This is a genomic window from Paenibacillus sp. B1-35, assembly GCF_050474385.1.
Lineage (GTDB): Bacteria > Bacillota > Bacilli > Paenibacillales > Paenibacillaceae > Paenibacillus_B > Paenibacillus_B alvei.
The window spans coordinates 290,145-305,921 of record NZ_JBCHVJ010000001.1 but is presented as its reverse complement, the minus strand read 5'-3'; the positions used below and the strand labels follow the sequence as shown (position 1 = coordinate 305,921).

Annotated in this window: 16 protein-coding genes and 1 riboswitch; of the genes, 5 read left to right on the top strand and 11 right to left on the bottom strand. The window is 44.6% G+C overall.

The genetic code is table 11. The features are described from left to right. Positions 1–7 precede the first annotated feature (7 nt). The 4 genes from ACQ5BJ_RS01480 to ACQ5BJ_RS01465 all read left to right on the top strand — a co-directional run bounded on the left by ACQ5BJ_RS01480 (position 8) and on the right by ACQ5BJ_RS01465 (position 2,614). Positions 8–436, top strand: a complete 429-nt coding sequence (locus tag ACQ5BJ_RS01480; protein WP_430108003.1) for a DUF3995 domain-containing protein — start codon at positions 8–10, stop codon at positions 434–436. 221 nt (positions 437–657) lie between these two features. Further along, positions 658–1,029, top strand: coding sequence for a GntR family transcriptional regulator (locus ACQ5BJ_RS01475; protein ID WP_005549286.1), 372 nt, complete (start codon positions 658–660; stop codon positions 1,027–1,029). Then, on the top strand, positions 1,026–1,922 hold the full coding sequence (locus ACQ5BJ_RS01470) for an ABC transporter ATP-binding protein (protein ID WP_005549288.1): 897 nt from the start codon (positions 1,026–1,028) through the stop codon (positions 1,920–1,922). The genes ACQ5BJ_RS01475 and ACQ5BJ_RS01470 overlap by 4 nt, the downstream gene beginning before the upstream one ends. Continuing rightward, complete coding sequence (locus ACQ5BJ_RS01465) at positions 1,919–2,614, top strand: hypothetical protein (protein ID WP_262866768.1); 696 nt, start codon at positions 1,919–1,921, stop codon at positions 2,612–2,614. Before ACQ5BJ_RS01470 ends, ACQ5BJ_RS01465 begins: the two co-directional genes overlap by 4 nt. A gap of 92 nt (positions 2,615–2,706) precedes the next feature. Here the strand turns inward: ACQ5BJ_RS01465 and ACQ5BJ_RS01460 are convergent, their stop codons facing one another. From ACQ5BJ_RS01460 to ACQ5BJ_RS01440, 5 genes are all read right to left on the bottom strand, one after another. Beyond that, positions 2,707–4,785 (bottom strand): serine hydrolase domain-containing protein, encoded by a 2,079-nt coding sequence (locus ACQ5BJ_RS01460; RefSeq protein ID WP_289355393.1) that lies wholly within the window; start codon positions 4,783–4,785, stop codon positions 2,707–2,709. A 90-nt stretch (positions 4,786–4,875) separates the two neighbouring features. Further along, positions 4,876–5,478 (bottom strand): hypothetical protein, encoded by a 603-nt coding sequence (locus ACQ5BJ_RS01455; protein ID WP_289355392.1) that lies wholly within the window; start codon positions 5,476–5,478, stop codon positions 4,876–4,878. Between the two features lie 100 nt (positions 5,479–5,578). After that, entirely contained in the window at positions 5,579–6,313 is a 735-nt protein-coding gene (locus ACQ5BJ_RS01450) for a MerR family transcriptional regulator (protein ID WP_430109395.1), read from the bottom strand. A 151-nt stretch (positions 6,314–6,464) separates the two neighbouring features. Further along, complete coding sequence (locus tag ACQ5BJ_RS01445; protein WP_289355390.1) at positions 6,465–6,899, bottom strand: hypothetical protein; 435 nt, start codon at positions 6,897–6,899, stop codon at positions 6,465–6,467. Between the two features lie 26 nt (positions 6,900–6,925). Then, entirely contained in the window at positions 6,926–7,504 is a 579-nt protein-coding gene (locus ACQ5BJ_RS01440; protein ID WP_430107997.1) for a hypothetical protein, read from the bottom strand. 282 nt (positions 7,505–7,786) lie between these two features. Here ACQ5BJ_RS01440 and ACQ5BJ_RS01435 point away from each other — a divergent pair, with 282 nt between their 5' ends. After that, positions 7,787–8,317 (top strand): ClbS/DfsB family four-helix bundle protein, encoded by a 531-nt coding sequence (locus ACQ5BJ_RS01435; RefSeq protein WP_430107994.1) that lies wholly within the window; start codon positions 7,787–7,789, stop codon positions 8,315–8,317. Positions 8,318–8,493: 176 nt separating this feature from the next. Here ACQ5BJ_RS01435 and ACQ5BJ_RS01430 read toward each other — a convergent pair whose 3' ends face one another. The 6 genes from ACQ5BJ_RS01430 to ACQ5BJ_RS01405 all read right to left on the bottom strand — a co-directional run bounded on the left by ACQ5BJ_RS01430 (position 8,494) and on the right by ACQ5BJ_RS01405 (position 15,712). Then, positions 8,494–9,420 (bottom strand): alpha/beta hydrolase, encoded by a 927-nt coding sequence (locus ACQ5BJ_RS01430; RefSeq protein WP_430107992.1) that lies wholly within the window; start codon positions 9,418–9,420, stop codon positions 8,494–8,496. Between the two features lie 93 nt (positions 9,421–9,513). After that, complete coding sequence (locus ACQ5BJ_RS01425) at positions 9,514–10,629, bottom strand: DUF4179 domain-containing protein (protein ID WP_430107990.1); 1,116 nt, start codon at positions 10,627–10,629, stop codon at positions 9,514–9,516. After that, positions 10,626–11,171, bottom strand: a complete 546-nt coding sequence (locus ACQ5BJ_RS01420) for a sigma-70 family RNA polymerase sigma factor (RefSeq protein WP_005549312.1) — start codon at positions 11,169–11,171, stop codon at positions 10,626–10,628. Before ACQ5BJ_RS01420 ends, ACQ5BJ_RS01425 begins: the two co-directional genes overlap by 4 nt. Positions 11,172–11,327: 156 nt before the next feature. Continuing rightward, positions 11,328–12,668, bottom strand: a complete 1,341-nt coding sequence (locus ACQ5BJ_RS01415) for an alanine/glycine:cation symporter family protein (protein ID WP_005549314.1) — start codon at positions 12,666–12,668, stop codon at positions 11,328–11,330. Positions 12,669–12,809: 141 nt separating this feature from the next. Further along, a riboswitch (glycine riboswitch) is annotated at positions 12,810–12,914 on the bottom strand. 168 nt (positions 12,915–13,082) lie between these two features. Further along, entirely contained in the window at positions 13,083–14,555 is a 1,473-nt protein-coding gene (locus ACQ5BJ_RS01410) for a pyridoxal phosphate-dependent decarboxylase family protein (RefSeq protein ID WP_430107987.1), read from the bottom strand. A 179-nt stretch (positions 14,556–14,734) separates the two neighbouring features. Beyond that, complete coding sequence (locus ACQ5BJ_RS01405; protein WP_005549319.1) at positions 14,735–15,712, bottom strand: aldo/keto reductase; 978 nt, start codon at positions 15,710–15,712, stop codon at positions 14,735–14,737. Positions 15,713–15,777 lie beyond the last annotated feature (65 nt).

Genomic DNA, 15,777 nt, shown 5'->3' with positions numbered 1-15,777 from the left:
AGTAAAAATGTTGTCAGCAATCAGTTTTATTGCGGCCTGCATGCTATTCGTCATCAGTTTGCTGCATGTGTACTGGGCATTCCACGGTACATGGGGCAAGGGTGCTGTCATTCCAGAGCGAGATGGCAAGCAAGTATTCTCACCCCATTCCGGAATGACCTTGCTCATCGCTGCACTGCTTGCCTTTGCCGGCGTCATTCTGCTCGTGCGTGCATCATTCCTTCCATCATTTATCGACTCAAGTATTATTCAATGGGGAGCATGGGTTTGTGCGTGCATATTTGCACTGCGAGTCATCGGTGAATTTAACTATGTAGGCTTGTTTAAAAAAAATCGAAGTACAACATTTTCGAAAATGGACACCTGCTTGTATATACCCCTATGCGCATTTTTATCATTTGCTTTCATTCTCTCGATTCTGTATGGCATATCGTAAGAAACACCATCTAGCCGATGAATAACCCATCACATGTCCCCCTTCAATAGACTCGCAAGCCAACTGGCTGCGAGTTTTTTGCGCTTAGCGTAATTCCAAACCCCACTATAACCACGAGTCACTCGTTCAAAATTCCGAAATAGGCAAATGCATGTTGACATGATTATCCATCAGTTATATGGTTAGTTACATGAGTAATTAACCAGTTTGGTGGTGTAGATATGACAATCAAGATGGACGACAGCCGCCCCATTTTTGTGCAAATTGCCGAACGCATTGAAGACGACATCATCGAAGGTCGATTGCCTGAAGAATCGCAAGTGCCTTCAACGAATCAATTCGCTTCATTTTTCCAGATAAATCCAGCTACTGCGGCCAAGGGTGTTAATTTGCTGGTTGATGAGAACATTTTGTACAAAAAGCGTGGGATAGGCATGTTCGTAGCGACAGGAGCGAGAGCAAAACTCATGGAAAAGCGGAAAGAACTTTTTTACGAACAGTATGTGGTATCCATGATTCGCGAAGCAGAGAAGCTTGGCATTTCCAAGGAACAATTAACAGACATGATTCAGAGAGGAGATCGGACGAATTGAGAACCATTGCTGAAGTTAAGGGATTAACCAAGTCATTCGGTGATGTAACTGTCGTACACGATGTAAGCTTTACACTCGAAGCTAACAAAATTTATGGTCTGCTTGGGCGCAATGGCGCAGGAAAAACAACGATTATGCATATGATGACGGCACAGTTATTTCCAACAAGCGGTGAACTGCTTGTATTCGGAGAAGCCCCTTATGAGAATAATCGCGTTTTGAGCAAGATTTGCTTCATTAAAGAAAGCCAGAAGTATCCAGACAGCTTTCGAGTCATTGATGTCATTGGTCTCTGTCCTTCCATCTTCCCGAATTGGGATCAGGAATTGGCAAGCAAACTGCTGTATGATTTCAATCTTCCTTTAAGGAGGCGTATCAAGAAGCTGTCACGCGGCATGCTGTCTTCCGTTGGCATTATTATTGGATTGGCAAGTCGGGCACCGCTGACCATTTTCGATGAGCCATACCTTGGACTGGATGCAGCAGCGCGTAATTTGTTCTATGACCGTTTGATTGAGGATTATGCGGAGCACCCCCGAACGATCGTGCTGTCCACACATTTAATTGATGAAGTCAGTCAACTTTTAGAGCATGTGATTGTTATTGATGGGGGCAAGATCCTTTTGAATGAGGAAAGTGATGCTTTGCGAGGCCGTGCCTACTCCGTCGTTGGACAGAGAGAACTTGTCGAGTCATTCATCGCTGGCCATACAATCATCGATCGCCAGCCGTTAGGCGGACTATTGTCTGCAACCGTACTTGACAATCTAACTCCTCATATCCAGGAACAAGCCGCATCGTTAGGCCTTGATCTCTCAACAGTATCCCTGCAGCAGCTTATTGTTCACCTCACAAAAAGAAAATCTGATCGCAAGGCGGTGGAGTCGCGATGAATCGAGTAACAACCGTTATGAAAATGTACAGCAAGGATCACATACTATGGTTTCTTGCCCCGTGGTGTTTTGTATTGCTACCTAGTTTTCTGATTAATGTGTTGGTCGGCTATTTGCTGAAACCGGAACAAGGATACTACAGCGGTGGGATGGTCTCCATTTTTATCTATCTACTAGTCCTCGGCATCGTAGCCGTAACTCAAACTTTCCCCTTCGCATTTGGCATTAGCATCCGCAGAACAGACTACTATTTTGGAACCAATTTGATGCTCCTGCTATCCAGCGTAACAGTTGCCACGATTGTAATGCTTTTGTCCATTAGTGAAAGTAGCATTACACATAGCTTAAGCGCGAATTTCCATTTTTTTAGCCTGCCGTATCTTACAGACGGCAGTCTATTTGAACAATGGTGGACTTACTTCGCTACAGCTATACATCTTTGCTCCTTAGGGTTTGTCACTGCTATATTTTTCCGGCGTTATGGCCGTATGGGAATGTTCATCTTGTTCCCAGTCATGCTTGTCATTTTCTCCATCTTCAGTTATCTCTGCACATCTTTCGGCTGGTGGGGCAGCATATTTACGTGGTTCAGCAGCCATTCGGCTGCGCAACTTGCTTCTTGCTTATTCGCCTTGTCACTTCTCTACTCTTTACTATCCTTCATCATGATCCGCAAAACAACAATTTCTTAGTCTTACAACAAACAAAGCCGCTGGAGTCACACCAGCGGCTTTGTATTGGTTAAGTTATATATTTGTATAATGATTACCAAGCTATAAGTCCCCTAGTTCATCTTGATTTCGAATTTTGCTCCCGCTTCGCCTGCGAATACAATCGTGCCGCTGCTTTGCAGCTCAATTCCTTTTTTAGCTGCCGACGATATCATATATTGTACGGGCTGACCCAACTCATTGTATACCGTAAATGAAGCATGCTTAGGCATTGATGTAACTGTCAGCTTCTTGCCAGCAGCTGCTTCAGGCAGCTTGAACCATCTTGCATATCCATTCTCTTGAATCGTTACCGTAGACTGCGAGCCTAGATAAAATGGCTTCAGCGTATCTTCAGATACGAACAATGTCCCAGCTCTGTCTAAATATTCGATGCCATCATTCGTAATGAAATTATACTCCATCGTGTCTCTTCCGTTCATTCCAGGGATTTGTACAGGATTGCTTGCTGAATCTGGCCCTAGAATTTCGTTACCGTCAACATAACCAGTCAAACCGTCAATCTTCTTCATTTTTATGCTATCCACAAGCAAGTAAAAAGCAGAATTATATTTTTCGGTAACCGGAAAATACTTCTTCCCGGTACGCTTCGCCCAGGCGGCGTCCACTTCCTTGGAAATCTCATTCCCCGTAATCTTCTCGCCTGAATAATGAGACACGGCCATTTGAGGGAACCCTGGCCTATTCATGTACGAGCTTGCCCATAAATAAGTGCGTCCGTTATCTCTCGTAACAAATCGAACCTTTGCCGTCCCTTCAGCGTTTACAAACGATCCGTCAGCGGTATATACATACTTTTCTTCTGGCATACCCGGCATTTGGTTGTAACGAATAGACAACTCGCCTGTCTTCGTTATTGCTGCCTTCATAATAAGATCATTTGCTGCATAATAGCCTGAATGCTTTGCGACATCAGCCGGCATTGAAGCCTTGACAGGCTTGCCGAATGATTTTGCTGCCTTGAACTCCTTGATCGTTCCCTTCTCCTTCAGCGCTTGCAGTATCATGTCGTTGGCCAGCATCGTATTGGTCATACTGCTTCCACTCGATGACAGCACCGCAGCTGCCATATTCTGTTCTGGCAACACGACAAGTGATGCATGATACATAAATGTATCCCCGCCTTTGTTTTCCGCTTGAATCCCGTAGCTGTTAAATGGATACAGCTCCACACTGTCCCAGCCAAGACCATAGTTGAGTGTTGTGTCAGCATCACCTTCGGGCCACATTCCTTTTTTGAACTCTTCCGCACGCATTGCCTTGACAGAGTCAGAAGACAAGATTTTATCGTTTTGTCCCGTAAAAATTTGCGAGAAGCGAACAAGATCCTCAGCCGTGGAATATATGCCGCCTGAACCAATAAGGTTCGTATTTTCAGTCGGGAGTTGTCCTTCAAAGGCCGGATGATATATTCCAGCGAATTTTTTGGAATCAACCTGATCTAATGGTGTCTTCGTATGGTTCATTGCTAACGGTTCTGTAAAATATTTATGAAGGAATTCGGTGAAGCTCATGCCGCTGACTCGCTCTACGACAATTTCAGCTAACGTAAACCCATCATTGCAATATACAGAATAGGCGCCAGGATCTGCCTTTAGCGTTTGCTTTTGCAGTTGATTCAACAGCGTATCATGAGCTTGCGAGTCGTTATCTCCAAGCAAGAAGGCACTCCCCATCGTAGTGCCTCTCAACCCAGAGGAGTGATTAAGCAGCATCCGGATTGTAATGTTTTTATAGCGTTCGTCCTTCATCGTGAAATCCGGAATGTACTGCACAACAGGCGAATCTAGGCTTACCTTGCCATCATCAACGAGCTTCATGACGGCTGCAGCGGTGAACACCTTACTCGTTGATCCAATTCCATATATGGTGTCTTTTGTAAGAGGAACTTTTCCCAATGCATCATTTTTTCCAACTTGGCCGGATACAACGATCTTACCATGATCAATGAGCGCATACTGTACACTTGTTGTGCCGAATGATTCCGTCAGGAGCTTTGCCTTTTCGGCCGCTGCTTTTTTGGTAGCCGCGTAATTCAAGTCCGCTTTTGCATTCGCAGCTAACGCGCTTGTCGGAACAATCATGGTTACCATTAAACACAGTGCCATCAACCAGGATAACCTTTTCTTCACTTAGACGCCTCCCCAATTTATAAACTTAAATATAGTACGGATAAACGATAAGAAAAGTTCAAATTATTCCCCTTTATGTATGATTTAACCTTATATGCATCCCCCCTCAACAGTATGTTGAATCCCTTGATTTAGCCTCAGCAGCATAGCTTCCGGATTGTCACATCTGAACACTACAGAACGGATTAAAATCGTCTTCCCTAACAAGTTCTTTGTCTCGACAGGTTCTTTGAGTACGATTTCAAATTGCGGAGTATCAAAAATAAGGACGGCATAGTGTACATCTTTCGGTATTTTCTCACCCATATTTATTTCTTTCGCTTTCTGTATTTCGGCAACATTGTCCAAACCCACTTCAATACTGTTTAGATAGCCGCAGCGTATAATGATCCGATTTCCTTTGATTAAGTGAGGCAAGTATTTCGCTGAATTATACAATGCCATCATATAGAACAGTCCGTAAATATTTATAGCTGAAAGGAGCCATGCTGCAAGTTGACTCCACATTAAGACGAGAAAATGAAACAGTACACCTTCAATTACAAGTAAAATAGACAAAAAAATGGCCATAGTTTTGAACTGAGAGTGTTGATGATACGGAAACAGCTCTCCCCGCTCCTTAGACGGCTTTAACATCCAGATCACAATTGAAAAATAGAACATACGGCGTGCATCCGACACGATGCTAGACATCTTCAACCCCCCTTTCCCATTAAACATAGTGAATACAACAATACCCCCACTTCTAACACGGCTCTCCTCCTCTAAACCCTGTTTTCTGCATGGGATAGGCTTAATTGATTTGCTTCAAATCGGTTACGGCCTCTTTGATATATTCCTCTACTTCCTTGGAGAAGATAGACACATTTATTTGGGGATGATCATTCAGATCGATTTCTGCGATTTTCTGCTGATAATGTGGTGCAATACGTTCATTCATACTGCTAATCATGTGCTCGATTACACGCTGAACCTCTTCTTCAACTGGTGATATACCTTGCTTGCAGTAATACTGCAATTGATTCACAATCGTAAGCATCTCCCTTTCAAATTCGAGCCGTTCCTGAGGGGAAAGATGCTGTAGAAGGACATGCTCGATCACTGATTTGGGTAATCGCGCTGATAGCCACTCCTCTTGCTTCTTTTCATGATGAATCGAGTGAATAATCGCTAATAACAGATCACTGTCCAGCTCCTCATCCTGCATGATCCGCTCAACCCGTGTTATCGTATTGATTACATAATCCAGCTCTTCGCGTTTCTTCTCCAGCATAACCTTCTGCTTTTGCAATGTATCGCGTATCTGATGTGAATCATGGTTCGCAAGGTAATCCAAGATTTCTTGCAACGAGAACCCCAAATATTTTAACGTAATAATTTTCTGCATAGTGGGAATGTCATCCTTACTATAGAGACGATGCCCATGTTCATTGTAGCTGGAGGGTGCAAGCAATCCTTTTCGATCATAAAAATGAAGCGTCCGTTCGGTTACACCAATGAGTTTTGCAAAAGCCTTAACAGTATACATGTGTTTCACTCGAACATCTCCTCTCGCCCTATTACCATCAATGTACACCATGACGTTACGTCATAGGCAAGATTGTTTTTGAAAATAGAAAAAAAGCATTTCACCCTTATACGGAGAAATGCTGAAGCTTGGTAATATCCTATTCCACGAATTAAGAAATAACGGTGTAACTAAACTTCTTCTTACCAAAGTTAATTGCAGCCTGATGGTTAGCCGCGCTGTACTTCCCGAAATAAACATCAATCCAGCGATAGGAAAGTTTGCCCGTATTCTTCAGATCGCCTGTGTCTTCTACAATAAATGTATTCAGGACATTTCCGCCAGGAATCGTAATATGCTCGTTATTATTGAGTACAATCATCGTTCCGAACGGATAAACAGGCTTGTTCCAGTTCCCTGTCCCCCAAGAAGTCGGATGTACAGCAACACCACCAATGTAAGCAGCCTTGCCACTAGCAAATACAGGCTTGTTATCCCCAGATGCCCCTGTATAGGCGGTAAAATCTTCATTTACATATGTCGCATCCGCCTTCACTGAAGGTACACCGGTAGAAAGTAGCGCAGTTGAGATCATAATGGTCGCCATTCATTTTTTCATCTGAACCACTCCCCTTATTCGGACAATATCCTCCCTGTCCCTGCATCAAAATCAATCTGCCTCAGCTGATTGTGTTCATCTTGTCCGACAATTGTAATCATTGGAACTCCCTCAACGGCCTGAAGAATAAAGTGATATCCATTTGCCCATCCTCTGCCAGGCTTCAGGTTGCTTGCCCGCTTGCTTTGGTCAGCCACAGTCGTACTGTCGATTTTAACCCGATCAGCCGCTACAATATATTCAGGTCTGTAAGGCCCTACTCCGGTTATGATCCTCTCAACCTTTCCATATCGAATAGCAACAACAGCGCGCTGGACTCCTGGAGCAGCAACCTGCAAGTTCCAACGGCCTCTCGTTCCTTCTTGTCCGCTTGCTTCTCCTAAATCGTCATCCACGCTTGTCAAATAAAGGGGAACGGCTTCGGGATTCCATTTCTTTGCCGCGAACATGCCAACATATAGTGCATCAAGAAGCGTCAATTGGCTGCGAGCGCCGATCTGCTTCTCTAACGATGTATCCTCAACAAACCTGTATACCAATAATGAGCACGCCAATACGATGACCGCGCTTAATGTGGCACACCATTTATTCATTTTATGCAGGCACCTTTCTATCTTGTTTTAAAGATATAGAACCAGCATCTTCATCTTATATTTTTATATTGCTGTCTTTACTCTATCAGGCCCATAGAGATTCGCTCAATAGACGATTGTGGATTTTTTCTAAACTCCATGACCCCCCACTCATCCTTGAAATAAACCGAATAGCAGTGCTTCAAGCTGCGCCTCATCATGGTTTGCAATCGTTGACATACTGTTGTCATGTTCTCTATGGCATACTATGAATAATAGGAAAGTGAAGGAGGAATTGAATTCATGACCGCGATTCGTTATACAAGCAAGGCTGCGTTAATCGATGAAATTCACAAAAGATACGGGCTTCTCGACAAGGAGTATCATGACATTGAGGATCATGTAAGGGACATCCGAATAACGGGGGTTGATCGAACTCCTGCTGAAATTATCGCCTACCAATTGGGCTGGCTGAATCTGGTGATGGAGTGGGACAAACAGGAACAGAGTGGAGAAATCGTTCAAATGCCTTCTCCTGAATACAAGTGGAATCAACTGGGGGCTTTATATCAATCTTTCTATGATGCATCTTCACCATACTCTTTAACAGAATTACGCTTTCAACTAAAGGAGACGGTGAAACAATGGATAGAATGGATTGATGGTTGCAGTGAAGAGGAATTATTTACGCAAGGAATGCGCAAATGGACGGGAGACAAGCCGAATTGGCCGATGGCTCGCTGGATTCATATTAATTCTGTTGCACCGTTCACATCATTTCGGACGAAGATTCGGAAGTGGAAAAAGAGTTATCGCAATCCTCTCATTCCGTAACCCAGCTGTACAGCGGCATATATCTGTTGTTTTTTATCATCTATTCTCTACTTGCCGCTGTACGAAGCCAGGCCTCATTTCACCTTTTTATATCTTATATTCTATATATCTGTTTTATTTATCTGTTTTATTTATCTGTTTTATTTATCTGTTTTATTTTTCATTGATCCATCATTCTATTGATGAGCATGTTTTATAAGAGAGGCAACGTCATGGATTGCGGTCCGTGCAGCGCCGCTTATACCGGCAAGCTGGAAAAAACCATGATTGACTCCGTAGTACTTCATGCATTCCGCACCAACACCCGCTTCTAGCAGCCGCCGATACAGCATTTCTCCCTCATCTGCTAATGGATCGAATTCGGCAAGCAGAATATGCGTATAAGGTAGTCCCTCCAAGTCGTTACGCAGAAGCGGGCTAGCCTCCGGATGATCAACTGGAATATTTCGCAGATAAGCTTCAAACCCGCTAAGCAGCGTATCCCGAGTAATAACGAAATCATCTCCGTATCGTTGATAGCTATTGCTGGAACCGCTTGCGTCTAGCATTGGATAAATCAGGACTTGTCTGGTGGGCATCCATTCCTTTTGAGCCTTAAGCCGCAAGGACGTAATTAACGCTATATGTCCGCCCGCGCTGTCGCCAGCCAATGTAATCTCGTTCGGGTCTCCTCCCCACGACTTGGCATGCTCTCGTACAATATGCGCAGCCTTATAAGCATCATCATGTCCAGCAGGATAGACATGCTCTGGCGCTAAGCGGTAGTCAACAGCTACTATCAGTATCTTCGCTAGATTAGCCAGCGCTCTGAGCTGGCGATCATGCGTCTCTAAATCACCACTAACGAAACATCCGCCATGATAGTAAATCATGACGGGAAGATCCGACTCGTGCGAAGGACGATATATGCGTAAAGGGATAGAATCGATCGTGCAATCCGTGATCTCACTTACGGGTTCCGCTGCACCAGCGAGCGCAACTGAGTCCAAATAGCCTTGACGTCGTTCATTGAAGCTCTGCAGTCTTGCAGAAGGACGTCCTGCTTCAATAAATTGCTTCACTATTTCTCGAATTCCTGGTTCCAATTGATTCAAGATCTCCATTATGCCGATTCTCCTCTGACTGAAGTGCAAGATTTCAGTGGTATTTATCCATCTGTATTTATGTTACACAGGAAAGGTCGAAGATTGCAATTTTTATTTGACCGGTATTCTGAACTCCAGCTCTGGGATATAGTTCTTATCCGAGCCTTTTCTAATAAATGGTTTAATAACGATCAGCTTAGGCTTTGCCTTGAAGGGCTCATATGACGTAGAAAAGATCATGCCTTTACCCTCCCCTGAAGCATTTCCTGCAATCGCATTTTGTAGATTTCCTTGCTCATCCTCGATATCGAACTCGAGATTGAGGAAATCATCCACCTTATATTTGTCCGGTATTGCTTCCAGCATGCTATGATAATCTTCGTCTCCGCTTACCCCGTGGACACCGACGAGCAAGCGGGTTGTGATGGGGGTCATTTCAACGCGATCTATACTCATATTTATCGAATCATGCAATTTCTTCTCTGCTGTTCTCAAAATGATGTTGCGGGCAGTATCTTTCTTAATCGGGAAGCGGAACTCGTATTTCTGATCAACATCCGCTAAATACACAACCATTTTCATCTCGAATGAATCAGGAAGCTCCAGATCGGCTGAATCCAAGGCCGTAACAATAATCGAATGTGGAGCATGCTCTCCCCCTGGCTGCAGACCCATTGATGTATTTATCTGCTTGTCTTGCATGTAAAAATCGATACTATTCCCCTGAGTTCCCTGCATTCGCTGCTTGTTCCATTTTTGAAAAAAAGAGTCCGCAGTTCCTTCCTTATCCTCTCTGCTTAGTACAATAGAGAGCCGGCTGCCGTCATATATCAATTCCGAAATCGATAATGTTACATCCTTGTGGGTAACGCGTTGATTAACGGAAGTAAGCATCCCTTTGTCCTCTGCAGATTGAAGTCCAAGATCCCCAACCAGCTTGAACACACTGTTCATCAGAGGAATCTGCTTCAATGTCTGGGCAATCGCTGGAGAGGCAAGACCTGAAAAAATCAACACAACACCGAGTCCTGCGACACCTGCCGTTGATATCAACATTCGCCGCAGCCATCGGCTCGCCCGTCTTCGCCGATTCCGTAATGGAAGCATGTCTTCAATGATATGATACGTCTGATCCATTCGGCTGCGAATGAATTCAGGCAGCTCATTCCTATATGGTTCTCTAAGTTGTTCGAGCTGCTGCTCGATAGGCAGTTGTATCTGTTTCATCCGTTCATCTTCCTTTCTACAGAGTCATCCAGCCAATCTGCAAGAGTATGTCGGGCTCTGTGCAGCCGGGTCTTTACCGCACTGACGGACATGTCCATCATTTCAGCAATCTGATGCATGGGCAAATCTTGAAAATAAAACAAGATAACAATATTTCGAGATACTTCCTCAAGCCGGTAAATCGCTTGACGCAAATCAAGACGATCACTGATTTCCGGAGGAGCCTCTCCGATTTCCGGCAGCTCCGCTAACATAATAACACGAGCCTGCTTCCGCAAGATCATATTGCACTCATTGATCAATATACGAAAAAGCCATGTCTTAAAGTAGGCATGATGATTTAAGCTTGGCAGCGCACGGTAAGCTTTGTACACGGCTTCCTGCATTGCATCCGCACAGTCTTCATCCCTTCTGACAATGGATCTGGCCATATTGTACATTTGGACTTCATGCTTCTTGATGAGACGAATGAAAGCCTCTTTATTTCCTTCCTTAGCCAACCTCACATCTGTCTCTATATCGATTTCTATATCGGTATACAAGCCGTTTCTTCTCCCTTCTTTACCCCATACACGCGACTAGCTGTTAATTAGATGCATAAGATTGCCAAAAAGTTTCCTTTCGCGAAAAAAAAGCTGGCAAATGTTCACTTTCGTGTCATTTGCCAGCTTTTTCTCACCAGTATTACATGTAAACATTTATTTTTCCGTCTCTTTATGTTTCCAGTACAGACGCGTTTCATGAACGACTACGCCAGACAACCCAAGCAGTGCGATCAAGTTCGGCAATGCCATCAACCCGTTTACGATATCTGCAAGCTTCCATATCATATCGAGCTTTATAAATGCACCAAAACCAATGATTGCAATAAAGACAAGCCGATAAGGCAGGATCGATTTCACGCCGAACAAGTAAACCATGCAGCGCTCGCCATAATAGTTCCATCCTAATATTGTCGTAAAGGCAAACAATATCAAGCATAGCGTGAGTACAAAGGAACCATATGGCAATGCTGCATCAAATGCAGCCTGTGTCAAAGCAGCACCTTCCATAGGGCCATTCCAGACTCCGGTTACGATCAAGGTTAAGCCGGTCAGCGAACATACGATAATCGTATCTATGAATGTCCCCGTCATCGAAATAAGACCTTGCTCGGCTGGCCATTTCACCTTGGCAGCTGCTGCAGCAATCGGTGCGCTTCCGAGACCGGATTCATTCGAAAATACCCCTCTCGCGATTCCGTTGCGTATCGCCATCATAACCGTGGCGCCGAGGAAACCTCCTCCAGCTGCAGTCGCATTGAATGCCCCATGGAATATTAAGGACATTGCATGGGGAATCTGATCCGCAAACGTGATGAGCACGACGAAGCTAGCGATAAAGTAAATGATAGCCATAACAGGAACAATCGTAGTCGTCACATGCGAAATACTTTGAATCCCCCCGATTGTAACAAGGGCAGTAACAATTGTAACAATGACCGCAGTTACAATTGCCGGCACACCAAGACTCGTCTCAGTAGAGGTAACAATCGCATTAATTTGCGGGAAGGTACCGATTCCAAGAAGTGCGACCAGCACGCCGCTAATGGCGAAGAACACAGCCAAAGGCTTGAATTTCATGCCTAAGCCCTTCTCAATATAGTACATTGGCCCACCGAGTATTTGTCCATTATCATCAATATTGCGGTACTTAACGGCTAGCAGCCCCTCCGCATATTTGGTAGCCATTCCGAAGAAAGCAGCGACCCACATCCAAAATAACGCACCTGGTCCCCCTACCTTGATTGCAGTCGCAACACCAACAATATTCCCCGTTCCGATTGTGGCGGCAAGTGCAGTCGCAAGCGCACCGAAGCTGGATACATCACCAGCCCCCTCGTTTTTTGACTTAAATATGAGCTTCAAGGCAAGCGGCAAGCGAAACAATTGAAGGACACCTAAACGAATTGTGAGTAATATCCCCGTCCCTACCAACAAAATAAGAAGCGGCGCCCCCCATACGAAACTGTTCAATTTGTCTAACCAATGTTCAATCATTGCAAAATCATTTCCCCTCGTCTTGAATAATAAAAAGAGCCAAATCGTATGATTTGACTCTGGGGACATGCGTGCAGAATTAAAAAAGCTTTCGCCAGGAACATGATAATACAACCCAAATAAAACTTATGTTTCCTATGCATCTGCATCCCTGTCCTTTTACCTGAGAGTTTTAACGATTCGATCAATGCGATTCGTCTTGCCCCTTCGGTGCCCCAATGATGGAGTCTCTCCAGAGTCCTGTCCATTTACGGTCCTGCTTATACATACTCGCAATTGCTGCTCGGTATGCCAAGCGCCTGAGAGCTTACCCCTTCGGCTAGACGTGTTGTCTATCTCCCGCAAACTTCATCCAGTTATAAAGTTGTAGGTTATATTATAGTTGACCCCATCGAATTAAGCAATATGAACTGCTTAGTAAATCATCCCATTATAGGATGGATTTTGCGTCATATACTCCTGCCGAGCCTCGTTCAGTAGGTGAATCAATTCTTTCATATGCTGTTCGGTCGTATCAAAATTGGTAATACAAGCACGAAGCGCCGGGGTATCCTGTATGGTGAAAATCGAGATCCATGCCTTGCCTGTAGCAAGTACCTTCTCATGTATGAATCGTACGAAATCCATATCATGATTTGCTAATGCTGCCTGATCATTAAAACAAACAACTGGCATTATCGTATCATTCATAATCGACCATCCCGATCGTTCAAGCTCCTGCCGCAAAAAATTGCCGCTCTCAATCTGTCGTTGTACGAGTAACCGGTACCCTTCCCATCCCGCCGTTGCAAGCGACATATATAGCTTCAGCCCGATAAATCTGCGTGACCACTGAATGGAATGGGTGTATGGATCAAACGTCTCCAATTCGGTGCCTTCCTTGGGCATATAGTCCGCTGTCATTCGGAAGGTCTGCTGCAATATATGGGGATGACGGGTGAAGTACATACCTGCTCCCATTGGTACAGACAGCCATTTATGTGCATCGAATGTAATGGAATCTGCCCTATTAATTCCTTGCAGCCAATTGGCCAATTCTGGCGCCAATATCATAGCACCGCCATACGCTGCATCAACATGCAGCCATATCATTTCCTGTTCAGCCAGCTCCGCAATATGCGCAATCGGGTCAATGGCCCCTGCACCTGTCGTTCCAGCCGTAGCCACAATCAAAAAAGGGGCAAAGCCAGCTTCGCGGTCTTGCCGTATTTGAAGGGCTAGCGCTTCCGCATCCATCTGCAAAGATGCATTCGATCGTATACTTCGGATAGAATCCGTACCCAATCCGCAGGCACGAGCCGCTTTTACTAAGGAATGATGGCTCTCACTTGAAGCATACATCACAGGGGGCTTATCCAGGCTTGCAAGCCCTTTTGTTGTATATTCCGGGAAATGATCGCAGAGAGCTGTAAGTACGGCTGTCAAATTAGCTTCTGCTCCTCCCGTCGTAAATGTTCCATTTGACGTTTCTCGCGGGTAGCCGAATCGCACAGCGAACTCTCGCAATACATAGTTCTCAATTTCAACTGCCAGAGGAGCATGACTCCAAACAGCCAGCTGCGGATTAAAGGCTGCCGTTATCGTATCTGCCACGATTCCCATAAAGTTCGGACGCGGATTATACAAGCCATAATATCCCGGGTGTGCCGTATGTACCTGATATCTCCGCAACCCTTCTACAATGTAATGTACAGCTTCCTTCGGTGTAACTGGGTTGTGGAAATCGATTTGCTCCGCATACTGTACAATGTCTGTTGGGTTTAACTCGGGAGATACGTTTACCTCATCCGTATGTTCAAGATAATGACAGATTTGATCGATCGCATATTTCCCTAACTCCATCTGTTCTTCTGTTGACAGATCAAGTGTTGGATGTAAATGTACCATAAATCAAAGCTAACCCCCTTCATATCTGAACCGCCTTGACGGCGCCGTTTCTTTCGTGTTCAAGATTACAAATAATGCGCCTCATTGAAAAGGTACAGTTTTCCATATTATGATGGGGTCAGTCCCATTGATATAAAAAACTCGTCTCTAGAAAATAGAGACGAGTTCCTGAGCCCGAATTATTCAGGCAATCGATAAGCCGCAAACGGTTCACCGAATCGGAATGGACGACTTATCTGATCCAACCGATCCAATTGCTCCATCTTCAATTCAACATCAACACTGTTTATGTTGTCATGCAGCTGCTCCACCTTCGTCGCTCCTACAATAACGGTCGAGACGCAAGGCTGATGCATGAGCCAAGCTAGTGAAAGTGCACTTGGGGTACATCCTGCACCAGCTGCCAATTCATTCACCTGCTCACTTAATGCGAAACGTTCTTTATTGAAAAATCGGTGGAAGTTTGGATCAGTATCTGCTCTTGATCCTATTGGCCTTTGCTCTTCAATACGATATTTCCCGGTCAGAATTCCCCCTGCAAGCGGATAATACGGAATAATCCCTATTCCTTGATCTTTGCAAAGTGGAACCATCTCCTGCTCTGGGGTTCGATCGGCCAATGAATAGCACGTCTGCATGGACACATAACGATTGAGGCCTAGCCGCTCACTAATGCCTATAGCCTTCATAAGCTCCCAAGCCGCATAATTCGATGCTCCAATATATCGAACCTTGCCGGAACGAACCATATCATCAAGCGTTCTAAGCGTTTCTTCCAGCGGAGTATGCGGATCGAAAGTATGTATTTGATACAAGTCGATATAATCGGTGTTCAGTCGCTTTAAGCTGCTGTCTAATTCCTGCTGCAAGTGAAAACGCGATGAACCCCTCTCATTTGGCCCCTCCCCCCGAATTAACCCGGCCTTCGTTGTGAGCACAATATTATGCCTGACTCCTGAGAGCGCCTCTCCAATAATACGTTCAGATTCAGTACCCGCATAAATATTAGCTGTATCAATAAAGTTAATGCCATAATCTAATGCCTGATGAATGATGCGAGTCGAAGCCTGCTTGTCTGCACGCTTGCCGAATGCATTAGTTCCTAATCCAAGCACAGATACCTTCAATCCACTCTTGCCGAGACGACGATACTGCATGACGATCAACTCCTCATTTTATAATCTGCAGCAATAATTATATCACAAGCGCTGCGTATGATTTG

Excerpts from the sequence above, each read along its gene's own strand:
- ACQ5BJ_RS01480 (WP_430108003.1), top strand. The coding sequence starts at position 8 with ATGTTGTCAGCAATCAGTTTTATTGCGGCCTGCATGCTATTCGTCATC.
- ACQ5BJ_RS01475 (WP_005549286.1), top strand. The coding sequence starts at position 658 with ATGACAATCAAGATGGACGACAGCCGCCCCATTTTTGTGCAAATTGCC.
- ACQ5BJ_RS01465 (WP_262866768.1), top strand. The coding sequence starts at position 1,919 with ATGAATCGAGTAACAACCGTTATGAAAATGTACAGCAAGGATCACATA.
- ACQ5BJ_RS01455 (WP_289355392.1), bottom strand. The coding sequence starts at position 5,478 with ATGTCTAGCATCGTGTCGGATGCACGCCGTATGTTCTATTTTTCAATT.
- ACQ5BJ_RS01450 (WP_430109395.1), bottom strand. The coding sequence starts at position 6,313 with ATGTATACTGTTAAGGCTTTTGCAAAACTCATTGGTGTAACCGAACGG.
- ACQ5BJ_RS01445 (WP_289355390.1), bottom strand. The coding sequence starts at position 6,899 with ATGGCGACCATTATGATCTCAACTGCGCTACTTTCTACCGGTGTACCT.
- ACQ5BJ_RS01440 (WP_430107997.1), bottom strand. The coding sequence starts at position 7,504 with ATGAATAAATGGTGTGCCACATTAAGCGCGGTCATCGTATTGGCGTGC.
- ACQ5BJ_RS01435 (WP_430107994.1), top strand. The coding sequence starts at position 7,787 with ATGACCGCGATTCGTTATACAAGCAAGGCTGCGTTAATCGATGAAATT.
- ACQ5BJ_RS01430 (WP_430107992.1), bottom strand. The coding sequence starts at position 9,420 with ATGGAGATCTTGAATCAATTGGAACCAGGAATTCGAGAAATAGTGAAG.
- ACQ5BJ_RS01425 (WP_430107990.1), bottom strand. The coding sequence starts at position 10,629 with ATGAAACAGATACAACTGCCTATCGAGCAGCAGCTCGAACAACTTAGA.
- ACQ5BJ_RS01415 (WP_005549314.1), bottom strand. The coding sequence starts at position 12,668 with ATGATTGAACATTGGTTAGACAAATTGAACAGTTTCGTATGGGGGGCG.
- ACQ5BJ_RS01410 (WP_430107987.1), bottom strand. The coding sequence starts at position 14,555 with ATGGTACATTTACATCCAACACTTGATCTGTCAACAGAAGAACAGATG.
- ACQ5BJ_RS01405 (WP_005549319.1), bottom strand. The coding sequence starts at position 15,712 with ATGCAGTATCGTCGTCTCGGCAAGAGTGGATTGAAGGTATCTGTGCTT.